Genomic DNA, 17,355 nt, shown 5'->3' on the forward strand with positions numbered 1-17,355 from the left:
TACGACCGCTCAGGGCTCGTGGATGCGGAACGGTCAGATTTGTGTCTGGCGTGACTCTGTTTTGCCCCGCGGAAGTCGAAATGAAGGAATGAAAGCCGGCACCCGTTCCCGATAGGTGTGATAGGCCGGCCCAATCGCTTGCTTGAGATCCCTTTCTTCCACCGGCGTGATGACCAGGATGTAGGCTGTTGCCAGGGTCGCCATCAGGGCATGGCCGAGAGTCACGTCCGGAGTTGCCCAGAATACGACCATCCAGCCAAGACTGATGGGATGGCGAACCAGTCCGTACAGGTACCTGGCCGAAAATGGTGCTTCCCTGGGCGGCTGGCGGCGAAGATGCCGCCAGACCGGGCCGAGGCCGAAGAAATCGAGGTGATTGATGTGGAATGTGGCCAACACCATGATCACCCAGCCGGCCCCGTGCAGACCATAAAGCAGTCCCCTCAGCCACCCCGCTTCCGCCTGCCATAGCATCAGCGGCAACGGCTGCCACAGTGCGATCACACCCACGAGGGTCAGGCCCGAGACCAGTACATAGGTACTCCGCTCCAGAACCGGCGGAATCAGACGCGTCCAACGTGCCTTGAAGGCCGGACGCGCCATTACCGAGTGCAACGCGAAATAGGCCATCAAAAGCAGGGTGTTTGCGAATGTGGCAAACATTTCGTTGCCCGCTGTGCCCTTGTCGATGCCCAGAGGCATCAGATTGAGCAGGAAGGCCATCAACGCCAGTAATGAGGAAAAACCCACGCCATAGGCGAGCAGTGCATAGAGCCCGAAGAAACATTTTTTCATGATCCGCTTTCCTCCTCGTTGCGGGCGATGAAATAGACGTTGAACGGATCGTGGTCCAGGCGCCTGGAGACTATGTGGCGAAAACCGGCCTGGCGAAGCATCAGTTCCGCCTTCTCTTCGCCCCAGAGTGTGCCCAGTCCGGGTCCGCCCTGGGCGAGTGAAACCGGCGTACAGTGGGCGCAGGATATGGTGTACAGCAGCGGGCCAAGGGGATGCTCAAGGTTTTTCTCTAGAAAGCTGGAGCCGGCGATATCCTGCATCAGGTAGACCCCGCCGGGCCGAAGGGCTCCGGAGATGCCGCTAAGCAGGGCCGCCGGGTCTGCCTGGTCATGAACAGCATCAAAGGTGGTGATCAGGTCATACCCGGCAGGGGCGCGGAAGTCCCGAAGATCCCTGGCTTCAAACGTCAGATTGGTCAGCCCCAGGGAACGGGCTTTTTCCCGGGTGGGTAGGAACGCCTCCTCACACAGATCGAAGCCGGTGAACCGGCTGTCGGGGAAAGCCCGGGCGAGGCTCAGAAGCGCCAGACCTCTTCCGCAGCCGGCATCCAGCACAGAAATGCCATTCGCCAATCGATCTGATAATCCCGGAACCAGGGGCAGGATGTGATCGAACAGAGCGCTGACGACGGTCTGATGGCTGTCTTCCGCCATAACGTCGTGGAAGCAGGGGTAAGCATCGTAGGGCAGCCCGCGACCGGTCCGGAAACAATCGAGCAGGTCTGTTTCCATGCTGCTGATCAGGGGAATGAACCTGGCGGTCACTGCCAGGTTATTGGGGGTGGCGCTGCGGGTCAGGCAGGCGGCGTGGGCTGGATCCAGGGCGAAGGTTTTGTCAACCGGGTGATAGTCCACGATGTCGCCTGTAACCATCACCGACAGCCATTCCCTGACATATCGCTCGGCCAGCCCTGCGGCTTCCGCGATCTGACCGCATGTGGCCGCAGGTAGGCTGGCCAGGGTATCGAACAGCCCGAGCCGGTGCCCCAGTGAGCTCATCGCCACGATTGCGGCGTGATTCACCATACTGGCGAAACGGTCTCCAAACTGTTCGGGTGTACGTGTAGGTGCAGAAACTGAAAGTGGTGCATTCATGACGCGTTCTCCTTGATTGACGTAGTCTGGTTGGTGCGCGTCCATACTGAACATTTCGGCGCGGGCGCCCTTCAGCGAAATCGGTCAATTACTGGTCAAATCGGCCAGGTGGTCATCGCATCTGGATGGTTTTATGATCGTGGCTGAACAGGAGGGCAAGACATTGGAATCGAACAAGCCGGGGTCACCCGGACGTCCTCTGGAGGTCGGTATACTTGCCGTTCCCCAGGCAACAGCGTCGCCGATTTACGGTATGCAGGAACTTCTTACTTCTGCGGGACGTGACTGGGATTTCCTGATGCAGGGAACGCCCGGGGCCGGCCTGATCAACGCTTCTATTGTGTCGTTGGACGGGGCGCCAATGGAGCTTGCCAATGGAGGCTGGGTCAAGCCAGCAAAGCGTCTGGATGAGGACTACTGTCCCGATGCGCTCTGTATTCTCGAAGTGGTGTTCGACCCTGCTGCCGGTCCCGGCGATCTGTTTCTACGCGAAACTCAATGGCTGAATGACTATTGGCACCGGGGCGGACTTATTGCCACCGCCTGTACCGGGGCCGTGCTTCTCGGCGAGGCCGGTTTGCTGTCGGGTGAGGACGCGACCACACACTGGGGCTTCTGTGATTTCATGGCAAAGCGTTACCCGGGGGTCCGGATGCATCCGGAGCGGGCACTGGTGGCCTCCGGTTCCGGTCAGCGACTGATCATGTCAGGCGGCGGGACGTCATGGATGGATCTGGGGCTGTACCTGATCGCCCGGTTTTGCAGCCAGGCGGAAGCAATCCGCGTTGCCAAGGTGCACCTGATCGAGTGGCACGAAACCGGACAGCAGCCCTTCGCATCTGTAAGCCATCAGCGCCAGTCTGACGATGCGATCATCGCCCAATGCCAGCAATGGCTGGCCTATCACTACGATCAACCTTCTCCGGTCGCTGGCATGATGTCACTCAGTGGTCTGAGCGAGCGTTCTTTCAATCGCCGGTTCCGGCAGGCGACCGGAATGACGCCGATTGAATACGTCCTGACGCTCAGGCTGGAGGAGGCCAAGCAGATTCTGGAAACCAGCAAGGTTTCGGTGGAAGCGGTGGCAGAGATGGTGGGATATCAGGACGCCGCCTTTTTCAGTCGGAAGTTCCAGCAACGTGTTGGCCTGACACCGGCGCAGTATCGACGGAAATTCGGTGGTATCGGGTGGTTATCACCTCACTGAACGTTGGGGTTAAGAGCCTGATTGTCCGACATTCCATACAGTGTCCGAGTTTCGGGACAGATTGCTCCAGGCCCTATACTGCGCCATTTCTCGTTTATTGATTCGCTATTGACTGTCCGGAAATCCGGAACAATTACTCTTCTCGAAACCAAAAGGTGGATTAAGATTATATAAATCAAAAGGATACCTGGTTGGCACAGGATCCGCATGGCGTTCCCGGGGCCCGGCTTGAGGCCTGGTCTGTTCGTTTACAACAACAAACAAGGAACGATCATGAAACGAATAATGCTCTGCGCCCTGATCGGCGCCACGGGGATGACCCTGACTGCCTGCAAGGATGGAAAACCACCCTTCAACGAGATCCCTGACTTTATCCAGGGCGACGTAAACCAGACCAGCTACGACGGTGTTACCGATGACCTGTTAACCGCAGGCCTGGGTGCCAGCGGTCTGGCCACTACGCCCGCGCCTGCGTTTGCCGAGCCTTTGAATCCTACAGCCGCCGAACTCCGTCGATTGGCGATCTATAACAATTACCGCGCGTTGGTGGATACCGCTCCCGGCGGTGGTTACGGCACCTTCTTCGGCCCGCAGGTCGACGCCAGCGGTGAAGGTCTGATTCCGGGCGACGAATACCTTGCCTACATGGCGGTGCCGGGTACCGACGTGCCGGTGACGGTCATGGCCCAGGTGCCCGATAGCTTTGATCCTGATCGCCCCTGCATGGTCACTGCGCCGTCCTCGGGCTCCCGTGGCATCTATGGCGCCATCGGTACCGCCGGCGAATGGGGTCTGAAAAAAGGGTGCGCCGTTGTCTACACTGACAAGGGTACCGGGACCGGCTCCCATAACCTGGCCACCAACACTGCCCAGCGCATTGATGGCACGCTTACCTCTGCCGATGAGCCAGTGCAGTTCCGGGCGGATCTGACCGATGAACAGCGAGCAGACTTCGACAGTGCCTGGCCGGATCGTTTTGCCTACAAGCACGCACACTCCAAAGCCAACCCGGAAGCCGACTGGGGCCTGCACGTGTTGCAGTCCATTGAATTCGGCTTTTATGTGCTGAACGAAAAGTTTGGCCGGGAACTGGGCAACGGCGAAACGCTGCTGACCATCAATCCCAAGAACACCGTGGTTATTGCTTCCAGTGTCTCCAACGGCGGTGGTTCTTCAGTTCGTGCTGCCGAGCAGGACACTCGCGGCCTGATTGACGGTGTTGCGGTGTCCGAGCCCAACGTGAATCCGGAAGTGGACCGGAGCTTTACCATTCGCCAGGGCGAAGGCCCGGTTATTACCGAGCACAGTCGGAGCCTGCTGGATTACACCACGGCCCTTGCCGTCTATCAGGGTTGTGCCAACCAGGCACCGGCGATCCGGGACGATGCGCCATTGAATGCCACCTTCAATCCCCCCGCAATCGGCGAGAATATCTGTAACTCCCTTGCCAACAAGGGTCTGGTGAGCGGTGCCACTCTGGATGACCGGGCCACCGACGCGCTGCGCATCCTGAACGAGGAGTTTGGTATTCAGCCGGAGCAGAATCTGCTGGCGCCGGTGCACTTCGGGTTGGCCGTGGCTCCGAGCATTGCCATGACCTATGCCAACGCCTATGGCCGGGCTGGTGTGGAAGATCGTATCTGTCAGCTCAGTCTGGCGGCAACCAATACCGCCGGAGCCGTAACCCAGTTGTCGCCTTCAGTTGAGGCGGCACTGTTTTCGGCCAGCAATGGCATTCCGCCGTCCGCCGGGGTGAACATTGTGTACGATGGCGCCGATGGTCAGCCCACCAACCTGCCTGCCAGTGCTTCACCGAGCTCCAATCAACTGGACTATGGCCTGGATGCACTGTTGTGCCTCCGGAGCCTTGCCCAGGGCAGCGACGCCATTAGCGGGGCTGATCTGGAAGGTTCCGACGCCGAACTGGCAACGGCTATTGCCGAGGGTATTGCCGAGGTCCGTGCCTCGGGTAATCTGCAGGGCAAACCGACGGTCTTTGTCACCGGTCGTGCCGATGCAATCCTGCCAATCAACCACACGTCCAGGCCCTATTTCGGCCTGAATCAGCGAGTGGAAGGTAAGAAAAGCAACCTTCGGTATTACGAGATTCTCAACGCCCACCACCTGGACGTGCTCAATGGTTTCCCGGGAGTTGCTGACCGCTATGTGCCGCTGCACCACTACTACTTCCAGGCGCTGGATCTGGTCTGGGCCAAGCTGACCGAAAAGCAGGCATTGCCGCCCAGCCAGGTGGTTCGCACTGTGCCCCGGGGCGACATCACGACACCACTGGCGGAAGCCAACCTGCCGGCGATCAATCCCGAGCCGGATGCCGCAGACCAGATTGTCTTTGAAGACAACCAGGTCCGGATTCCGGAATAAACGTGCCACCGGCCGGCCTGCTATCGGGCCGGCTTCGTTTGCCCCCGGTCCGGGGGCCCCATATACTTCCGTGACTGCACCCGGCCTGCCGGGTGCCAGGGTTAATACCATGAATGACATTCGACCCGTTGGTGCGCGGTACATGACAGAGCTGTTTTCTGACAAGAACAAGAGTGGCCTGACCCGGGACCTGATCGAAGCCCTGTTTCCGATGTTTGAGGAAGCCAGTGCCGGCGCGATTGCTGTCGACCGGAATGCCCGGATTACCTGGATCAACAGTAGCTATTCCCATCTGCTTGGCCTGGGCGATCCGTCAAAGGTCATTGGCAAACCGGTGCGTCAGGTGATTCCCCAGACGCGAATGCCTGAGGTCGTTGAAACCGGCAAGCCCCTGTTGTTGGATATCATGGAGCACAATCAGCAACAGCTGGTTGTAACTCGACTGCCCTATTTTGACGATGACGGCGAGATCGTGGGCGGGGTTGCGTTCGTCCTTTACGACGACCTGCAACCTCTGACCCCGCTGGTTTCCAAGTACCGGCGTCTGCATCAGGATCTGGCGGCGGCCCGTAAGGCGCTGGCCAAGAAATCTCGCGGCACCCGGTACAGCCTTGGCGATTTTGTCGGGGCCAGCCCGGCGGCCCTGGAAGTCAAGCGGAGGGCCCGTCTGGCGGCCGGGCGAGACATGCCGGTGCTTCTGCTGGGCGAAACCGGCACCGGCAAAGAGGTCCTGGCCCAGGCCATTCATACGGTATCGGCCCGGGCGGAGAAACCATTCGTAGGTGTCAACGTCGCGGCTATTCCGGATAACCTCCTGGAAGCAGAGTTTTTCGGGGTCGCTCCGGGGGCTTACACCGGTGCTGACCGTCGTACCCGGGACGGCAAGTTCCAGCTGGCCAATGGCGGCACGCTGTTTCTCGACGAAGTGGGTGATATGCCTCTGCCGCTGCAGGCGAAGCTGTTACGTGCGCTTCAGGAAGGCGAGATTGAACCGCTGGGCTCCAACAAGGTGGTTCCGGTGGATGTCCGGGTTATTGCGGCCACCAGTCGAAATCTTGAGGTCATGATCGCCGAGGGCGAGTTCCGGTCGGATCTCTATTACCGCCTTAATGTTCTCGAAATTCCGATACCACCGCTGAGGGATCGCCTGGCAGATCTTGGCGTGTTGTGTGAAGCGTTGTTGGAAGAGATCTGTGAAGGCCTTGAGCTGCGCGGTGAAATCACCGACGCGGGTGTCTCGGCCCTGGGCAGTTATGATTGGCCCGGCAATATCCGGGAGCTTCGGAACGTGCTTGAGCGAGCCCTGACCATGGGGGAGGAAGGAGGCCTGCTCGATGCAGACGCTATCTTCAAGGTATTGCCGCGCAATGGTAACCGCCCGGTGTCTTCCCTGACCCCTCAACCGGTCCGGCCGCTGTCGCAGACTCTGGCAGAAGCCGAAGCCCATGCCATTGAGGAAGCCCTCGTTGCCAGCCGGGGCAATCGCACCCGTGCGGCTAAGCTGCTGGGCATCTCCAGGTCTGTTCTCTACGAAAAACTGGCCAGACTGTCCTGAAACCCGGACGCATGTCCTGTCGTCCGTACAATTACCTACGACTGAGGTCTTAATATGTCCTGATTATCGGACATTTGAGTGTGCCCAGTCGTCTTCCATTCTCTCCAATCTATTGAAATAAAAGATAAAAAGTAATCTGGCACAGTGCCTGCAATCTCCGGGACGCAGGACGTCAGAACAATGCAGAGAACAAGACTGACGCAAACTGTTGGACCCCAAGATTAACCCTGTCCGTCTGTTCCTGCATTCTCTGACTATACTCAGATCAGGCCCCGGCTATCCGCGCCAGGCCAGATACAATAACAATGTTAGGAGACTTGCCAATGAAACTTCTCAAGGCTCTCACCGGTGTGGCCGGTGCGATCGCTCTCACCACGGGCTCTGCGTTTGCTGACGATCTGCGCTGGAAAATGCCCGTAGCCTTCGCTACCAACCTTCCTGGCCTCGGTTCTCCCGCTGCCTGGGTTGCAGATAACCTCACCACCGCTTCCGATGGCAGCATCCAGGTCCGTGTCTATGAGCCCGGCAAGCTGGTTCCGCCGTTCGATATCCTGCAGTCCGTCTCAGACGGCAAGGTTTCTGCTGGTTACACCTGGATCGGCTACGATCAGGGCAAGGTGCCTGCGATCCCTCTGTTTGCAGCTGTTCCCTTCGGCATGAAGCCACCTGCCTACATCGGCTGGTATTACTTCGGTGGCGGTCATGAAATGCTGCAGGAAACCTATGCCAATAAAGGCTTCAACGTTCACGCACAGCTGTGCGGCATCATTGGGCCTGAAACAGCAGGTTGGTATTCCGAGCCCATCGAAACTCTGGAAGACTACAAAGGCCTGAAGATCCGCTTCGCCGGCCTCGGCGGCAAGGTTCTCGAAAAACTGGGCGCCTCTGTCACCATGATGCCTGGCGGCGAGCTTTACCAGGCACTGGAGAAGGGCACCATCGATGCCACCGAATTCTCCATGCCAGCTATCGATCAGATCCTTGGCTTTAACCAGGTCGTCAAGTACAACCTGTTCCCGGGCTGGCACCAGCAGTTCACAGCCCAGTACATGCTGATCAACAAGGACGAGTGGGCACGTGCCACCGAGGCACAGAAGGCGCTGGTTGAGGCTTCCTGTACTGCGGCGACCACCCGTGGTCTGGCCGAAGGCGAGTACAAGAACGGCAAGGTTCTGGCTGAGTTCCAGGATAAGGGCGTTCAGGCCGACCAGATCCCCCGCGACGTTCTGCTGAAGCTGAAAGAAGTAACACAGGAAGTACTTGAGGAAGAAGCGTCCAAGGATGCTGACTTCAAGCGTGTTTACGAAAGCCAGCAGGAGTTCATGGAATCCTACAAGGTGTGGGATACCCGCGCCTATGTTCCGGCGGACCTGTAAGGTTCGGGGCTGACCCTGAGCACCGGACGCAATTCCGGTGCTCATCGATTTAGTCTGGATGGCCCTGCGGGGCCATCCTTGTTTCACGGCAGGCTTTCTGAACGAGGAACTGTTGTATGACAGTGTCTGATAAAGGCTCACCGCCCGATGTACATGCATCGGCGTCGGACGCCGGTCAATTTATTCATCATCACACCGAGTTTCCAACCACCCGACTGAGCGAGGTTTTGGACGGTGTGATCTCTGCAATAGGCAAGAGTGCGTCCTGGCTCTGGTTCGTGGTCACCGGAGTGATCATTTACGCCGTGGTCGGTCGCTATGCCTTTGGTATGGGGTCGGTCACTCTGGAAGAAGTCCAGTGGCACCTCGCCGGCGCCGGTTGGTTGTTGGGGCTGGGCTATACCCTGGTAACTGATGATCACGTCAGGGTGGATGTCATCCATGAGCGCCTGTCGCTCAAGGGCCAGGCCTGGATTGAACTGTTTGGCCTGGTGTTCCTGTTGTTGCCGTTTCTGGGATTGGCTGTCTACGAGATGATTCCCTACGCCGTGAGTTCCTGGGAGCAGGGAGAGACCAGCCAGGCACCGGCGGGCCTTCCTTACCGCTGGATCCTCAAGGGCGTTCTGGCGCTGTCTTTTGTGCTGCTGATTATCGCTGCCCTGTCCCGTCTGCTGAAAGTTACTGCCCTGCTTTTCGGCTTTCCGAAGCCAGTCCGGGTCGAATCCGGTGAGAACAAGAAAGAGGATGCGTCCTGATGGAGCTTGAAACCCTTTTTGTAATCGGCATGTTCCTCACCTTCGGGGCACTGCTGATGACCGGCTATCCGGTTGCGTGGGTACTGGGCGGCACCGCGGTTATCTGGACCGTTGTCGGTGTCGTCGCCGTTGAGAATTTTGGTGCCAACCTGTGGTTCGACTACTCCTCCTCCATGGGGCTCGTCCCCGAACGAATCTGGAAGGTGGTAAGCAGTGAAACCCTTGTGGCCCTGCCCATGTTTATCTTCATGGGTATCATGCTTGACCAGTCCGGCGTTGCCGAGCGACTGATGAACAGCATGGTCAAACTGTTTGGCGCCGTTCGTGGCGGCTATGCGGTTACCGTAATCGTGATCGGCGTTCTGTTGGCTGCGACCACCGGTATCATCGGTGCTTCCGTGGTACTCCTCGGCATGTTGTCCCTGCCGGTAATGATGGAGAACAAGTACGACAAGGGATTTGCGGTGGGTACTGCCTGTGCCACCGGGACCCTGGGTATCCTGATCCCCCCGTCCATCATGCTGGTGCTGATGGCGGACCGGCTGGCCGTTCCTGAGGCATCGGTCGGCGATCTGTTCATGGGCGCCTTCTTCCCCGGCCTCATGCTGGGTGCCATGTACGTGGCATACGCCATCATTCGCCCCATGCTCCAACCCCACATTGCGCCGGTACCGGCGGGCACCGAGAAAGTGACCTGGGGTATCGTCTGGGAAGTGGCGAAAGCCGTTGTGCCAACGGCCGCGTTGATCCTGGGTGTGCTGGGCTCGATTTTTGCCGGCATAGCCACGCCAACGGAAGCTTCCGGTGTAGGCGCGCTGGGCGCTCTGCTGTTGGCCCTGATGTCTGGTCGACTGAATCTGAAAGTGCTCAACTCTTCCATGCAGCAGACCACCCGCACGGCTGCGTTCATCTTTGCCATCTTCCTGGGCGCAACCGCGTTCTCTGTCGTTCTGCGCGGTCTGGGTGGCGATCAGGTAATTGAAGACGCCCTGTTGGGTCTGCCTTTCGGACCCTACGGCGTGGTTCTCACCATCCTGTTGGGTGTTTTCCTGCTGGGCTTCTTCCTGGACTGGGTCGAGATCACCTTGATCATCCTGCCGCTGGTGGCGCCGGTGGTGCAGCAGCTTGGTTTTGATCTGGTGTGGTTCACCATCCTTTTTGCCATGTGCCTGCAGACATCATTCCTGACACCGCCGGTCGGATTCGCGCTCTTCTACATCAAGGGTGTCGCCCCGCCGGAGATCAAGGTCACCGATATTTATCGTGGCGTTATACCGTTCATCATTATCCAGCTGGTAGCTCTGGCCATTGTGTTCGTGGTTCCGGAGATCGCGACCTGGCTGCCGAGTGTGGCTTACGACTAAGGAGACAATAACAATGCGTCTGGAAAACCGGATTGCCTTGATTACCGGTGCCGGTCGCGGCATCGGCCGGGCCATTGCCGAGGCCTATGGCCGCGAGGGAGCCAAGGTCGCTGTGGCTGATCTCACGCTCGAGGCGGCACAGGATACCGTAGCTGCCATCGAACAGGCCGGCGGTACCGCAATCGCTCTTGAAATGGATGTTACTGACGAATATGCAGTTGACGTAAACGTTAACTATGTGGTTAAACAGTGGGGCGGTCTGGATATCGCCATCGCGAACGCCGGCATCCAGCATATCGACCCGGTGCACAAGCTTGCTTATTCCGATTGGAGCAAAGTCATGAATGTGCATCTCGATGGCGCATTCCTGGTTACTCGCGCGGCACTCAAACACATGTACGAGAGTGGCGGGGGCACCATGCTCTACATGGGGTCGGTGCACTCTCTGGAGGCCTCTCCCCTGAAAGCCCCGTATGTGGCTGCCAAACACGGCATGCTGGGATTGTGCAGGGCGGTGGCGAAAGAGGGTGCGGAACACGGGGTGCGGAGCAATATCATCTGCCCCGGGTTTGTGCGCACCCCTCTGGTGGACAAGCAGATTCCGGAGCAGGCCAAGGAGCTGGGCATTTCCGAAGAGGAAGTGATCAGTAAAGTTATGCTCAAGAACACCGTGGACGGCGAATTCACCACCCTGGAAGACGTGGCAGAGTTGGCGGTTCATCTGGCTGCATTCCCCTCTGCGGCTTTGACTGGCCAGTCCATCGTGGTCAGTCACGGCTGGCATATGCAGTAACATTCAGGAGATATGGATGAGCAATGAAGAACAATCACCGGTAGTCTGGTCTCCGTCGGAAGACACCCTAGCCAGTTCCCGCATGGGCCAGTTCAAGGCCTGGCTGGAGCAGCAGGGCTTCGGTCCCTTTGCCGATTACCACGCCTTGCACCAGTGGTCCATTGATGAGCTGGAAACTTTCTGGCAGAAAGTCTGGGACTACTGCGGCCTGGTCTGCGATACCCCGGCCGAGAAAGTACTGGGCAAGCGTGAAATGCCGGGCGCCGAATGGTTCCCGGGCATGAAACTGAACTTTGCCGCCAACCTGCTTCGGCTGGCGGATGGCGAACACGCGGATCGGGAAGCGGTCGTAGCATACTGCGAAACGCGCCCGGTGCTGCGTCGCACCTACGCACAAATCAAAGCGGACGCGGGCGCCCTGGAAGCCTTCCTGCGCGACAAGGGTATTCAACAGGGCGATCGTGTGGCTGGCGTTGTTACCAATGGCTACGAAGCCCTGGTTGGTATGCTGGCTGCGACAAGCATGGGTGCCATCTGGAGTTCCGCCTCCCCGGATTTCGGCATCGGGGCCATTCTCGACCGCTTTGGCCAGATTGAACCTTCAGCACTGATCGTGGTGAATGGTTACGGCTATGGCGGCAAGGTATTCGCCCGCCAGCAGGACTTTGCAGAGCTGATTGCAGGGCTGCCTACCCTCAAATCGGTTGTCAGTGTTCAGCAATTGCCGGACGAGCCACCGATTGCCGGAGACCTGGTTACCACCTGGGAAGACATAATGGCCTACGGCAAAGGCAATGCACCCTCCTTCACGCCGCTGCCCCCGGACCACCCGGTCTATATCCTGTATTCCTCCGGTACCACAGGCAAACCCAAGTGCATCGTTCACGGCAACGCCGGCCTGTTGGTCAACCACGCCAAGGAACTGATGCTGCACGGCGACGTTGGTCCCGAGGACCGGTTCCTGTACTTCACTACCTGCGGTTGGATGATGTGGAACTGGCAGGCTTCCGCCCTGATGACCGGCGCAGCCGTGATCACCGTTGACGGCTCCCCGGGCTATCCGAGCCTGAACTTCCTCTGGGACACCGTGGCGGAAGAGAAAGTCACCCACTTCGGCACCAGCGCGAGATTCATCGCCGGCTGCCGGAAAGGCGAACTCCAGCCCGCGAAAAATTTGGACCAGAGCAAACTGAGGGTGGTGTTCTCCACCGGCTCACCGCTGCTGCCGGAAGATTACGACTGGGTCTACAGCGACGGTGCCCCCGGCGCCCTGCTCGGTTCCATTGCCGGTGGAACCGACATTTGCGGTTGCTTCGTAGGCTCAACGCCGCTGTTGCCTGTTCGTCGCGGCGAAATCCAGTGCCGTTTTCTGGGTGTTGATGCTGTTGCCTACGGCGACGACGGCCAGCCGGTCAGCGAAGGCCGCGGGGAACTGGTCTGCCGCCAGCCGTTACCATCCATGCCGGTCAGCTTCTGGCAGGACCCGGACGGCGAGCGCTACCGCGATGCCTATTTCAATACCTTCCCCGGCGTTTGGGCCCACGGCGATTTCATTGAATTCACCGAGCATGGCGGCGCCATCATCTACGGCCGCTCCGACGCCACCCTGAACCCGGGCGGCGTTCGAATCGGTACCGCGGAAATCTACCGCCAGGTAGAAACCGTGGCCGAGGTCAAAGACAGCCTGGTGGTGGGACGCCAGATCGACGGCGACGTGGAAGTGGTTCTGCTGGTGGTCCCGGCCGATGGCCAGGAAATCACCGACGACCTGCTGAAACAGCTCAAAATCCGAATCCGCGAAGGCGCCAGCCCGCGCCACGTGCCCAAGCACATCGTGCAGGTGAACGACATCCCGTACACCCGCAGCGGCAAGAAGGTGGAACTGGCGGTGGCCCGGTTGATCAACGGCTCTAAAAAGGCCGACAACCGGGATGCTCTGGGGAATCCTGAGGCGTTGGATCATATTCGGGAGCGGTTGGCCGAGGTTGGGTTGTTGCCCGATTGAAGGTCTGAAATCTGAGGGTGGTTGTCGGATTACGCCGTTGGCTAATCCGACCTACTCTTTTTTTTGGCTGGTTTTGTTGACAATAACTTGCCTGATACCACTCTGAAACTAAACGTGGATTTCAACTGAACAGTCAGAGAAGCGGGGCGGGTGAGTCCTTCCAAAACTGTGCGGAGCCATGGATGGCGGAGCCCAAGCGCCACAGGGATGTGCCGCCAGGAGCGTGTTTTGGAAGGCCTTGCCCGCCCCGCGTTACCACCGAGTCAATGTTAGAAAGTTTCGTAAATTCCCGCCATTTCATCGTCTTGTAACCGAAGATCAGGCATTTTTAGTCCGTTCTTATACTAAGATCGTAACCAAAATTAACGAAAAACTGGTATCTTAGTAGGTCTATCAAAAGTTCCTAATCAGTCATTGCTCAGGTCGGACGTTCAAAAGACGCCTGACCCCGCCATGACCGTCCTGAACCCACCCATTAGCCTGAGGACGAAAATGACATCATCCAAAGCCAAGATTGTCTACACACTGACCGACGAGGCGCCAGCCCTCGCGACACGGTCACTTCTTCCCATCCTGGAAACCTACGCCAAGCCGGCTGGTATTGAATTCGAAACCAGCGACATCTCCCTCGCGGCGCGTATTCTGGCGAACTTTCCGGATTATCTGGAGGAAGATCAGCGGGTTCCGGATGCTCTGGCCGAACTGGGTGAATACACCAAGGATCCGGACGCCAACATCATCAAATTGCCAAACATTTCAGCGTCCATTCCGCAGCTGCGGGCGGCTATCAAAGAGCTGAATGAGCAGGGCTACAACGTTCCGGAATACAAGGAACACCCTGAAAACGACGAAGAGAAAGAAATTCAGTCCCGCTATGCCAAGGTTCTGGGTAGTGCTGTTAACCCGGTGCTCCGTGAAGGCAACTCTGACCGTCGCGCGCCGGCAGCGGTAAAAGCCTTTGCCCGCAAATACCCGCACACCATGGGTGAGTGGAGCCCGGCATCCCGTACCCACGTGGCCCACATGCGCGGTGGTGATTTCTACTCCAGTGAGCAGTCCGTAACGCTGGACAAGGCCACGAAAGCCAACATCGTGTTCGAGAACAAGCAGGGTAAGCAGACCGTTCTGAAATCCGACCTGCCCCTGCAGGAAGGCGAAGTGCTGGACGGCATGTTCATGAGCAAGAAGGCCCTGGTGAAGTTCTTCGAGGACGCCATTGCTGATTGCGAGAACACCGGCGTTATGTTCTCGCTGCACGTGAAAGCCACCATGATGAAAATCTCCCACCCGATCGTGTTCGGTCACGCGGTGAAGGTTTTCTACAAGGACCTGTTCGACAAGTACGGTGAGCTGTTCGACGAGATCGGCGTGAACCCGAACAACGGCCTGTCCAGCGTGGTCGAGAAGATCAAGCAGCTGCCGGAATCCAAGCAGGAGCAGATCCAGGAAGACCTGCACGCCTGTTACGAGCACCGTCCGGAAATCGCCATGGTGGACTCGGTCAAGGGCATCACCAACCTGCACGTGCCCAGTGACGTCATCGTGGACGCCTCCATGCCGGCCATGATTCGTAACTCCGGCAAGATGTGGGCCCGGGACAACAAGCTGAAGGACACCAAGGCGGTTATGCCCGAGTCCACCTACGCCACCATCTACCAGGAAGTGATCAACTTCTGTAAGACCCACGGTGCCTTCGATCCCACCACCATGGGTACCGTGCCGAACGTTGGTCTGATGGCGCAGAAAGCCGAAGAGTACGGCTCCCACGACAAGACCTTTGAGATCAAGGAAGACGGTGTTGTTCGCATCGTTGCCGAAGACGGCACCGTGCTGACCGAGCACAATGTCGAGACAGGTGACATCTGGCGCGCCTGCCAGACCAAGGACCTGCCGATCCGCGACTGGGTCAAGCTGGCGGTCAACCGTGCCCGTGCCACTGGCATGCCGGCGGTGTTCTGGCTGGACGACGAGCGTGCCCACGATGCCCAGCTGATCAAGAAGGTGAACACCTATCTGAAGGATCACGACACTGAAGGTCTGGATATCCGCATCATGTCTCCGGTTCGCGCCATCCGCTGGACCATGGAGCGCCTGATTCGAGGTCTGGATACCATTTCTGTCACCGGTAACGTTCTGCGTGACTACCTCACTGACCTGTTCCCGATTCTGGAACTGGGTACCAGCGCCAAGATGCTGTCCATCGTTCCGCTGCTCAACGGCGGTGGTCTGTACGAGACCGGTGCCGGCGGTTCCGCGCCAAAGCACGTGCAGCAGCTGATCCAGGAAAACCACCTGCGCTGGGATTCCCTGGGTGAATTCCTGGCCACAGCGGTCTCCCTGGACGAGCTGGGCGAGAAGCAGAACAACGAGCGCGCGCGCCTGCTGGGTCAGACCCTGGACAAGGCTACCGAGCGTCTGCTGGAAAACAACCAGTCTCCGTCCCGGGTTACCGGTGAGCTGGACAACCGTGGCTCTCACTTCCACCTTGCCCGTTACTGGGCAGAGGAGCTGGCCAACCAGGACAGCGACAAGGAACTGAAGGAGTTCTTCACCAAGCTGTCCTCTCAGCTGGAAGAGAACAAGGACAAGATCCTGGAGGAGATGACTGTGGTTCAGGGCCACCCGGCGGATATTGGTGGCTACTACCACCCGCCGATGGAGAAGGTCTGCGAAGTTATGCAGCCCAGTGCCACGCTGAACAGGATCCTTGAGGATGCTCGTGCATCCGTGAAGTAAGTTCAGCGCTAAAGCATCCGGGAGCACGCCCGGATGCAATCAAAAAACCGGACAGCCCTGGCGGGTTCTCCGGTTTTTTTGTGTCCGTCCAGGGCAATCAGTCCTCGTCCGGTTCGTCCTGATAGCCTTTGCCGGTTTCGCCGGCTCGTCTGAGCTGAATCAGGGTGAGCGGCGGCCCCACCAGTTCAAAGATCACCGTTGCGCCAATAACCAGGGGCAGAATATACGTCAGCTCCGGCAGCCGTTCGGTCGCCAGCAGTGCCAGGCCAAGGGCAACGCCGGCCTGGGGCATCAGGCAGGCGCCGATCCGTTTCCGGGTATGAGGAGCGGAACCGGCCAGATAGCCGCCGAACCGCCCTCCGGCCAACCTGCCTGCAATCCGGGCGGCAACATAGGCCAGGCCGAGCGCGCCGAGGGTCGGCAGCATGGCCCATTCAAGCTGGTAGCCGGCCATGAAAAAGAACAGGGCCAGGAACGGCTCGGAAATGCCTTCTATCGAGCGGAATGGGCGCACATGATGTCTTGCCCGGTTGGCGACTACGATGCCCAGGGTCATGCAGGTCAGCAGATAGGAGAGGCCAAGAAACGACGCGATACCGGCGGCTACGAAGACGAAACCGGCAGATTCCAGTAACATGGGCTCTCCGGGCCGTAGTCGGCCCGTGAGCCAGGCCATGGGCAGGCCCAGGACAATGCCCAGCAGAACCGCCCCTCCGACATCCGTAAATCCGATCACGAGGGTTGAAAGCCCGGTACCGCCATTGCCCAGCAGTAATTGGGCGCCGACCAGGCAGATACTGAACAGAATGGCGCCCCAGGCGTCGTCGATGGCGACGACCTGGAATACCAGCCGAGTCAGCGGGCCGTTGGCACCCGCTTCTTTCAACGTATCCAGTGTTGCTGCCGGTGCTGTTGCCGTTGCGATGGAGCCCAGGAGCAGCGCAGCAGGAAGGTTCCGGGTAACCAGCCAGACTGCGACGGCAACAAAGGCCGCCGTTACCAGGGTGACGGCAAGGCTCACGATCACCGCCTCCCGCCCTTCCGCCAGGTTCTTCACCGCCATGCGCTCACCCAGCAGGAAGCCGACCATGGCCAGGGTTAGTTGGGTAATGAATCCGAAGTGGGCGTCGGCGCCGGTTGGCAGAAGATCCAGAAGTTCCGGCCCGGCAAGCGCGCCCAGCAAGAGCAACAGGGTGACCCTGGGCACATGTATGCGTTGGCCGATACCGTGTGCGGCCAAGGCCAGCAGCAGGGTGCCGCCGATCAATAGCAGGTCCGTTGCGTGGTTCAAGG

General features: G+C 58.8%; 12 protein-coding genes. 9 read left to right on the forward strand and 3 right to left on the reverse strand.

Going from position 1 to position 17,355, the window contains the following annotated elements:
* Nucleotides 1-33 precede the first annotated feature (33 nt).
* Together ACO06L_RS14425 and ACO06L_RS14430 are read right to left on the reverse strand one after the other, a co-directional pair.
* The gene (locus ACO06L_RS14425; RefSeq protein ID WP_202346291.1) at nucleotides 34-795 is read right to left on the reverse strand and encodes a methyltransferase family protein; all 762 of its coding nucleotides are present in this window, start codon (nucleotides 793-795) and stop codon (nucleotides 34-36) included.
* Nucleotides 792-1,889, reverse strand: coding sequence for a class I SAM-dependent methyltransferase (locus tag ACO06L_RS14430; protein WP_064229389.1), 1,098 nt, complete (start codon nucleotides 1,887-1,889; stop codon nucleotides 792-794). The genes ACO06L_RS14425 and ACO06L_RS14430 overlap by 4 nt, the downstream gene beginning before the upstream one ends.
* A 133-nt stretch (nucleotides 1,890-2,022) precedes the next feature.
* Here ACO06L_RS14430 and ACO06L_RS14435 point away from each other — a divergent pair, with 133 nt between their 5' ends.
* The 9 genes from ACO06L_RS14435 (at nucleotide 2,023) to ACO06L_RS14475 (ending at nucleotide 16,062) form a co-directional block, all read left to right on the forward strand.
* Nucleotides 2,023-3,096 (forward strand): GlxA family transcriptional regulator, encoded by a 1,074-nt coding sequence (locus tag ACO06L_RS14435; RefSeq protein ID WP_202346292.1) that lies wholly within the window; start codon nucleotides 2,023-2,025, stop codon nucleotides 3,094-3,096.
* 273 nt (nucleotides 3,097-3,369) lie between these two features.
* Nucleotides 3,370-5,478: a 3-hydroxybutyrate oligomer hydrolase family protein gene (locus ACO06L_RS14440; protein ID WP_202346293.1), complete on the forward strand. Its 2,109-nt coding sequence runs from the start codon at nucleotides 3,370-3,372 to the stop codon at nucleotides 5,476-5,478.
* A 142-nt stretch (nucleotides 5,479-5,620) separates the two neighbouring features.
* Nucleotides 5,621-7,033, forward strand: a complete 1,413-nt coding sequence (locus tag ACO06L_RS14445; protein WP_064230076.1) for a sigma-54 interaction domain-containing protein — start codon at nucleotides 5,621-5,623, stop codon at nucleotides 7,031-7,033.
* Nucleotides 7,034-7,356: 323 nt separating this feature from the next.
* A complete protein-coding gene (locus tag ACO06L_RS14450) occupies nucleotides 7,357-8,409 on the forward strand; it encodes a TRAP transporter substrate-binding protein (protein WP_064229388.1) in 1,053 nt (350 codons plus the stop codon).
* Between the two features lie 116 nt (nucleotides 8,410-8,525).
* The gene (locus tag ACO06L_RS14455; RefSeq protein ID WP_064229387.1) at nucleotides 8,526-9,164 is read left to right on the forward strand and encodes a TRAP transporter small permease subunit; all 639 of its coding nucleotides are present in this window, start codon (nucleotides 8,526-8,528) and stop codon (nucleotides 9,162-9,164) included.
* The gene (locus ACO06L_RS14460; protein WP_064229386.1) at nucleotides 9,164-10,528 is read left to right on the forward strand and encodes a TRAP transporter large permease; all 1,365 of its coding nucleotides are present in this window, start codon (nucleotides 9,164-9,166) and stop codon (nucleotides 10,526-10,528) included. Before ACO06L_RS14455 ends, ACO06L_RS14460 begins: the two co-directional genes overlap by 1 nt.
* Nucleotides 10,529-10,541: 13 nt before the next feature.
* Complete coding sequence (locus tag ACO06L_RS14465; protein ID WP_064229385.1) at nucleotides 10,542-11,321, forward strand: 3-hydroxybutyrate dehydrogenase; 780 nt, start codon at nucleotides 10,542-10,544, stop codon at nucleotides 11,319-11,321.
* A 16-nt stretch (nucleotides 11,322-11,337) separates the two neighbouring features.
* On the forward strand, nucleotides 11,338-13,326 hold the full coding sequence (locus tag ACO06L_RS14470; RefSeq protein WP_202346294.1) for an acetoacetate--CoA ligase: 1,989 nt from the start codon (nucleotides 11,338-11,340) through the stop codon (nucleotides 13,324-13,326).
* 492 nt (nucleotides 13,327-13,818) lie between these two features.
* A complete protein-coding gene (locus ACO06L_RS14475) occupies nucleotides 13,819-16,062 on the forward strand; it encodes an NADP-dependent isocitrate dehydrogenase (RefSeq protein WP_202346295.1) in 2,244 nt (747 codons plus the stop codon).
* Nucleotides 16,063-16,159: 97 nt separating this feature from the next.
* Here ACO06L_RS14475 and ACO06L_RS14480 read toward each other — a convergent pair whose 3' ends face one another.
* Nucleotides 16,160-17,353, reverse strand: coding sequence for a cation:proton antiporter (locus tag ACO06L_RS14480; protein ID WP_202346296.1), 1,194 nt, complete (start codon nucleotides 17,351-17,353; stop codon nucleotides 16,160-16,162).
* Nucleotides 17,354-17,355: the final 2 nt, after the last annotated feature.

This window comes from Marinobacter sp. (genome assembly GCF_965229985.1).
Classification (GTDB): domain Bacteria; phylum Pseudomonadota; class Gammaproteobacteria; order Pseudomonadales; family Oleiphilaceae; genus Marinobacter.

Coding starts and splice junctions, on each gene's coding strand:
- ACO06L_RS14425 (WP_202346291.1), bottom strand. CDS start 795: ATGAAAAAATGTTTCTTCGGGCTCTATGCACTGCTCGCCTATGGCGTG.
- ACO06L_RS14430 (WP_064229389.1), bottom strand. CDS start 1,889: ATGAATGCACCACTTTCAGTTTCTGCACCTACACGTACACCCGAACAG.
- ACO06L_RS14435 (WP_202346292.1), top strand. CDS start 2,023: ATGATCGTGGCTGAACAGGAGGGCAAGACATTGGAATCGAACAAGCCG.
- ACO06L_RS14440 (WP_202346293.1), top strand. CDS start 3,370: ATGAAACGAATAATGCTCTGCGCCCTGATCGGCGCCACGGGGATGACC.
- ACO06L_RS14445 (WP_064230076.1), top strand. CDS start 5,621: ATGACAGAGCTGTTTTCTGACAAGAACAAGAGTGGCCTGACCCGGGAC.
- ACO06L_RS14450 (WP_064229388.1), top strand. CDS start 7,357: ATGAAACTTCTCAAGGCTCTCACCGGTGTGGCCGGTGCGATCGCTCTC.
- ACO06L_RS14455 (WP_064229387.1), top strand. CDS start 8,526: ATGACAGTGTCTGATAAAGGCTCACCGCCCGATGTACATGCATCGGCG.
- ACO06L_RS14460 (WP_064229386.1), top strand. CDS start 9,164: ATGGAGCTTGAAACCCTTTTTGTAATCGGCATGTTCCTCACCTTCGGG.
- ACO06L_RS14465 (WP_064229385.1), top strand. CDS start 10,542: ATGCGTCTGGAAAACCGGATTGCCTTGATTACCGGTGCCGGTCGCGGC.
- ACO06L_RS14470 (WP_202346294.1), top strand. CDS start 11,338: ATGAGCAATGAAGAACAATCACCGGTAGTCTGGTCTCCGTCGGAAGAC.
- ACO06L_RS14475 (WP_202346295.1), top strand. CDS start 13,819: ATGACATCATCCAAAGCCAAGATTGTCTACACACTGACCGACGAGGCG.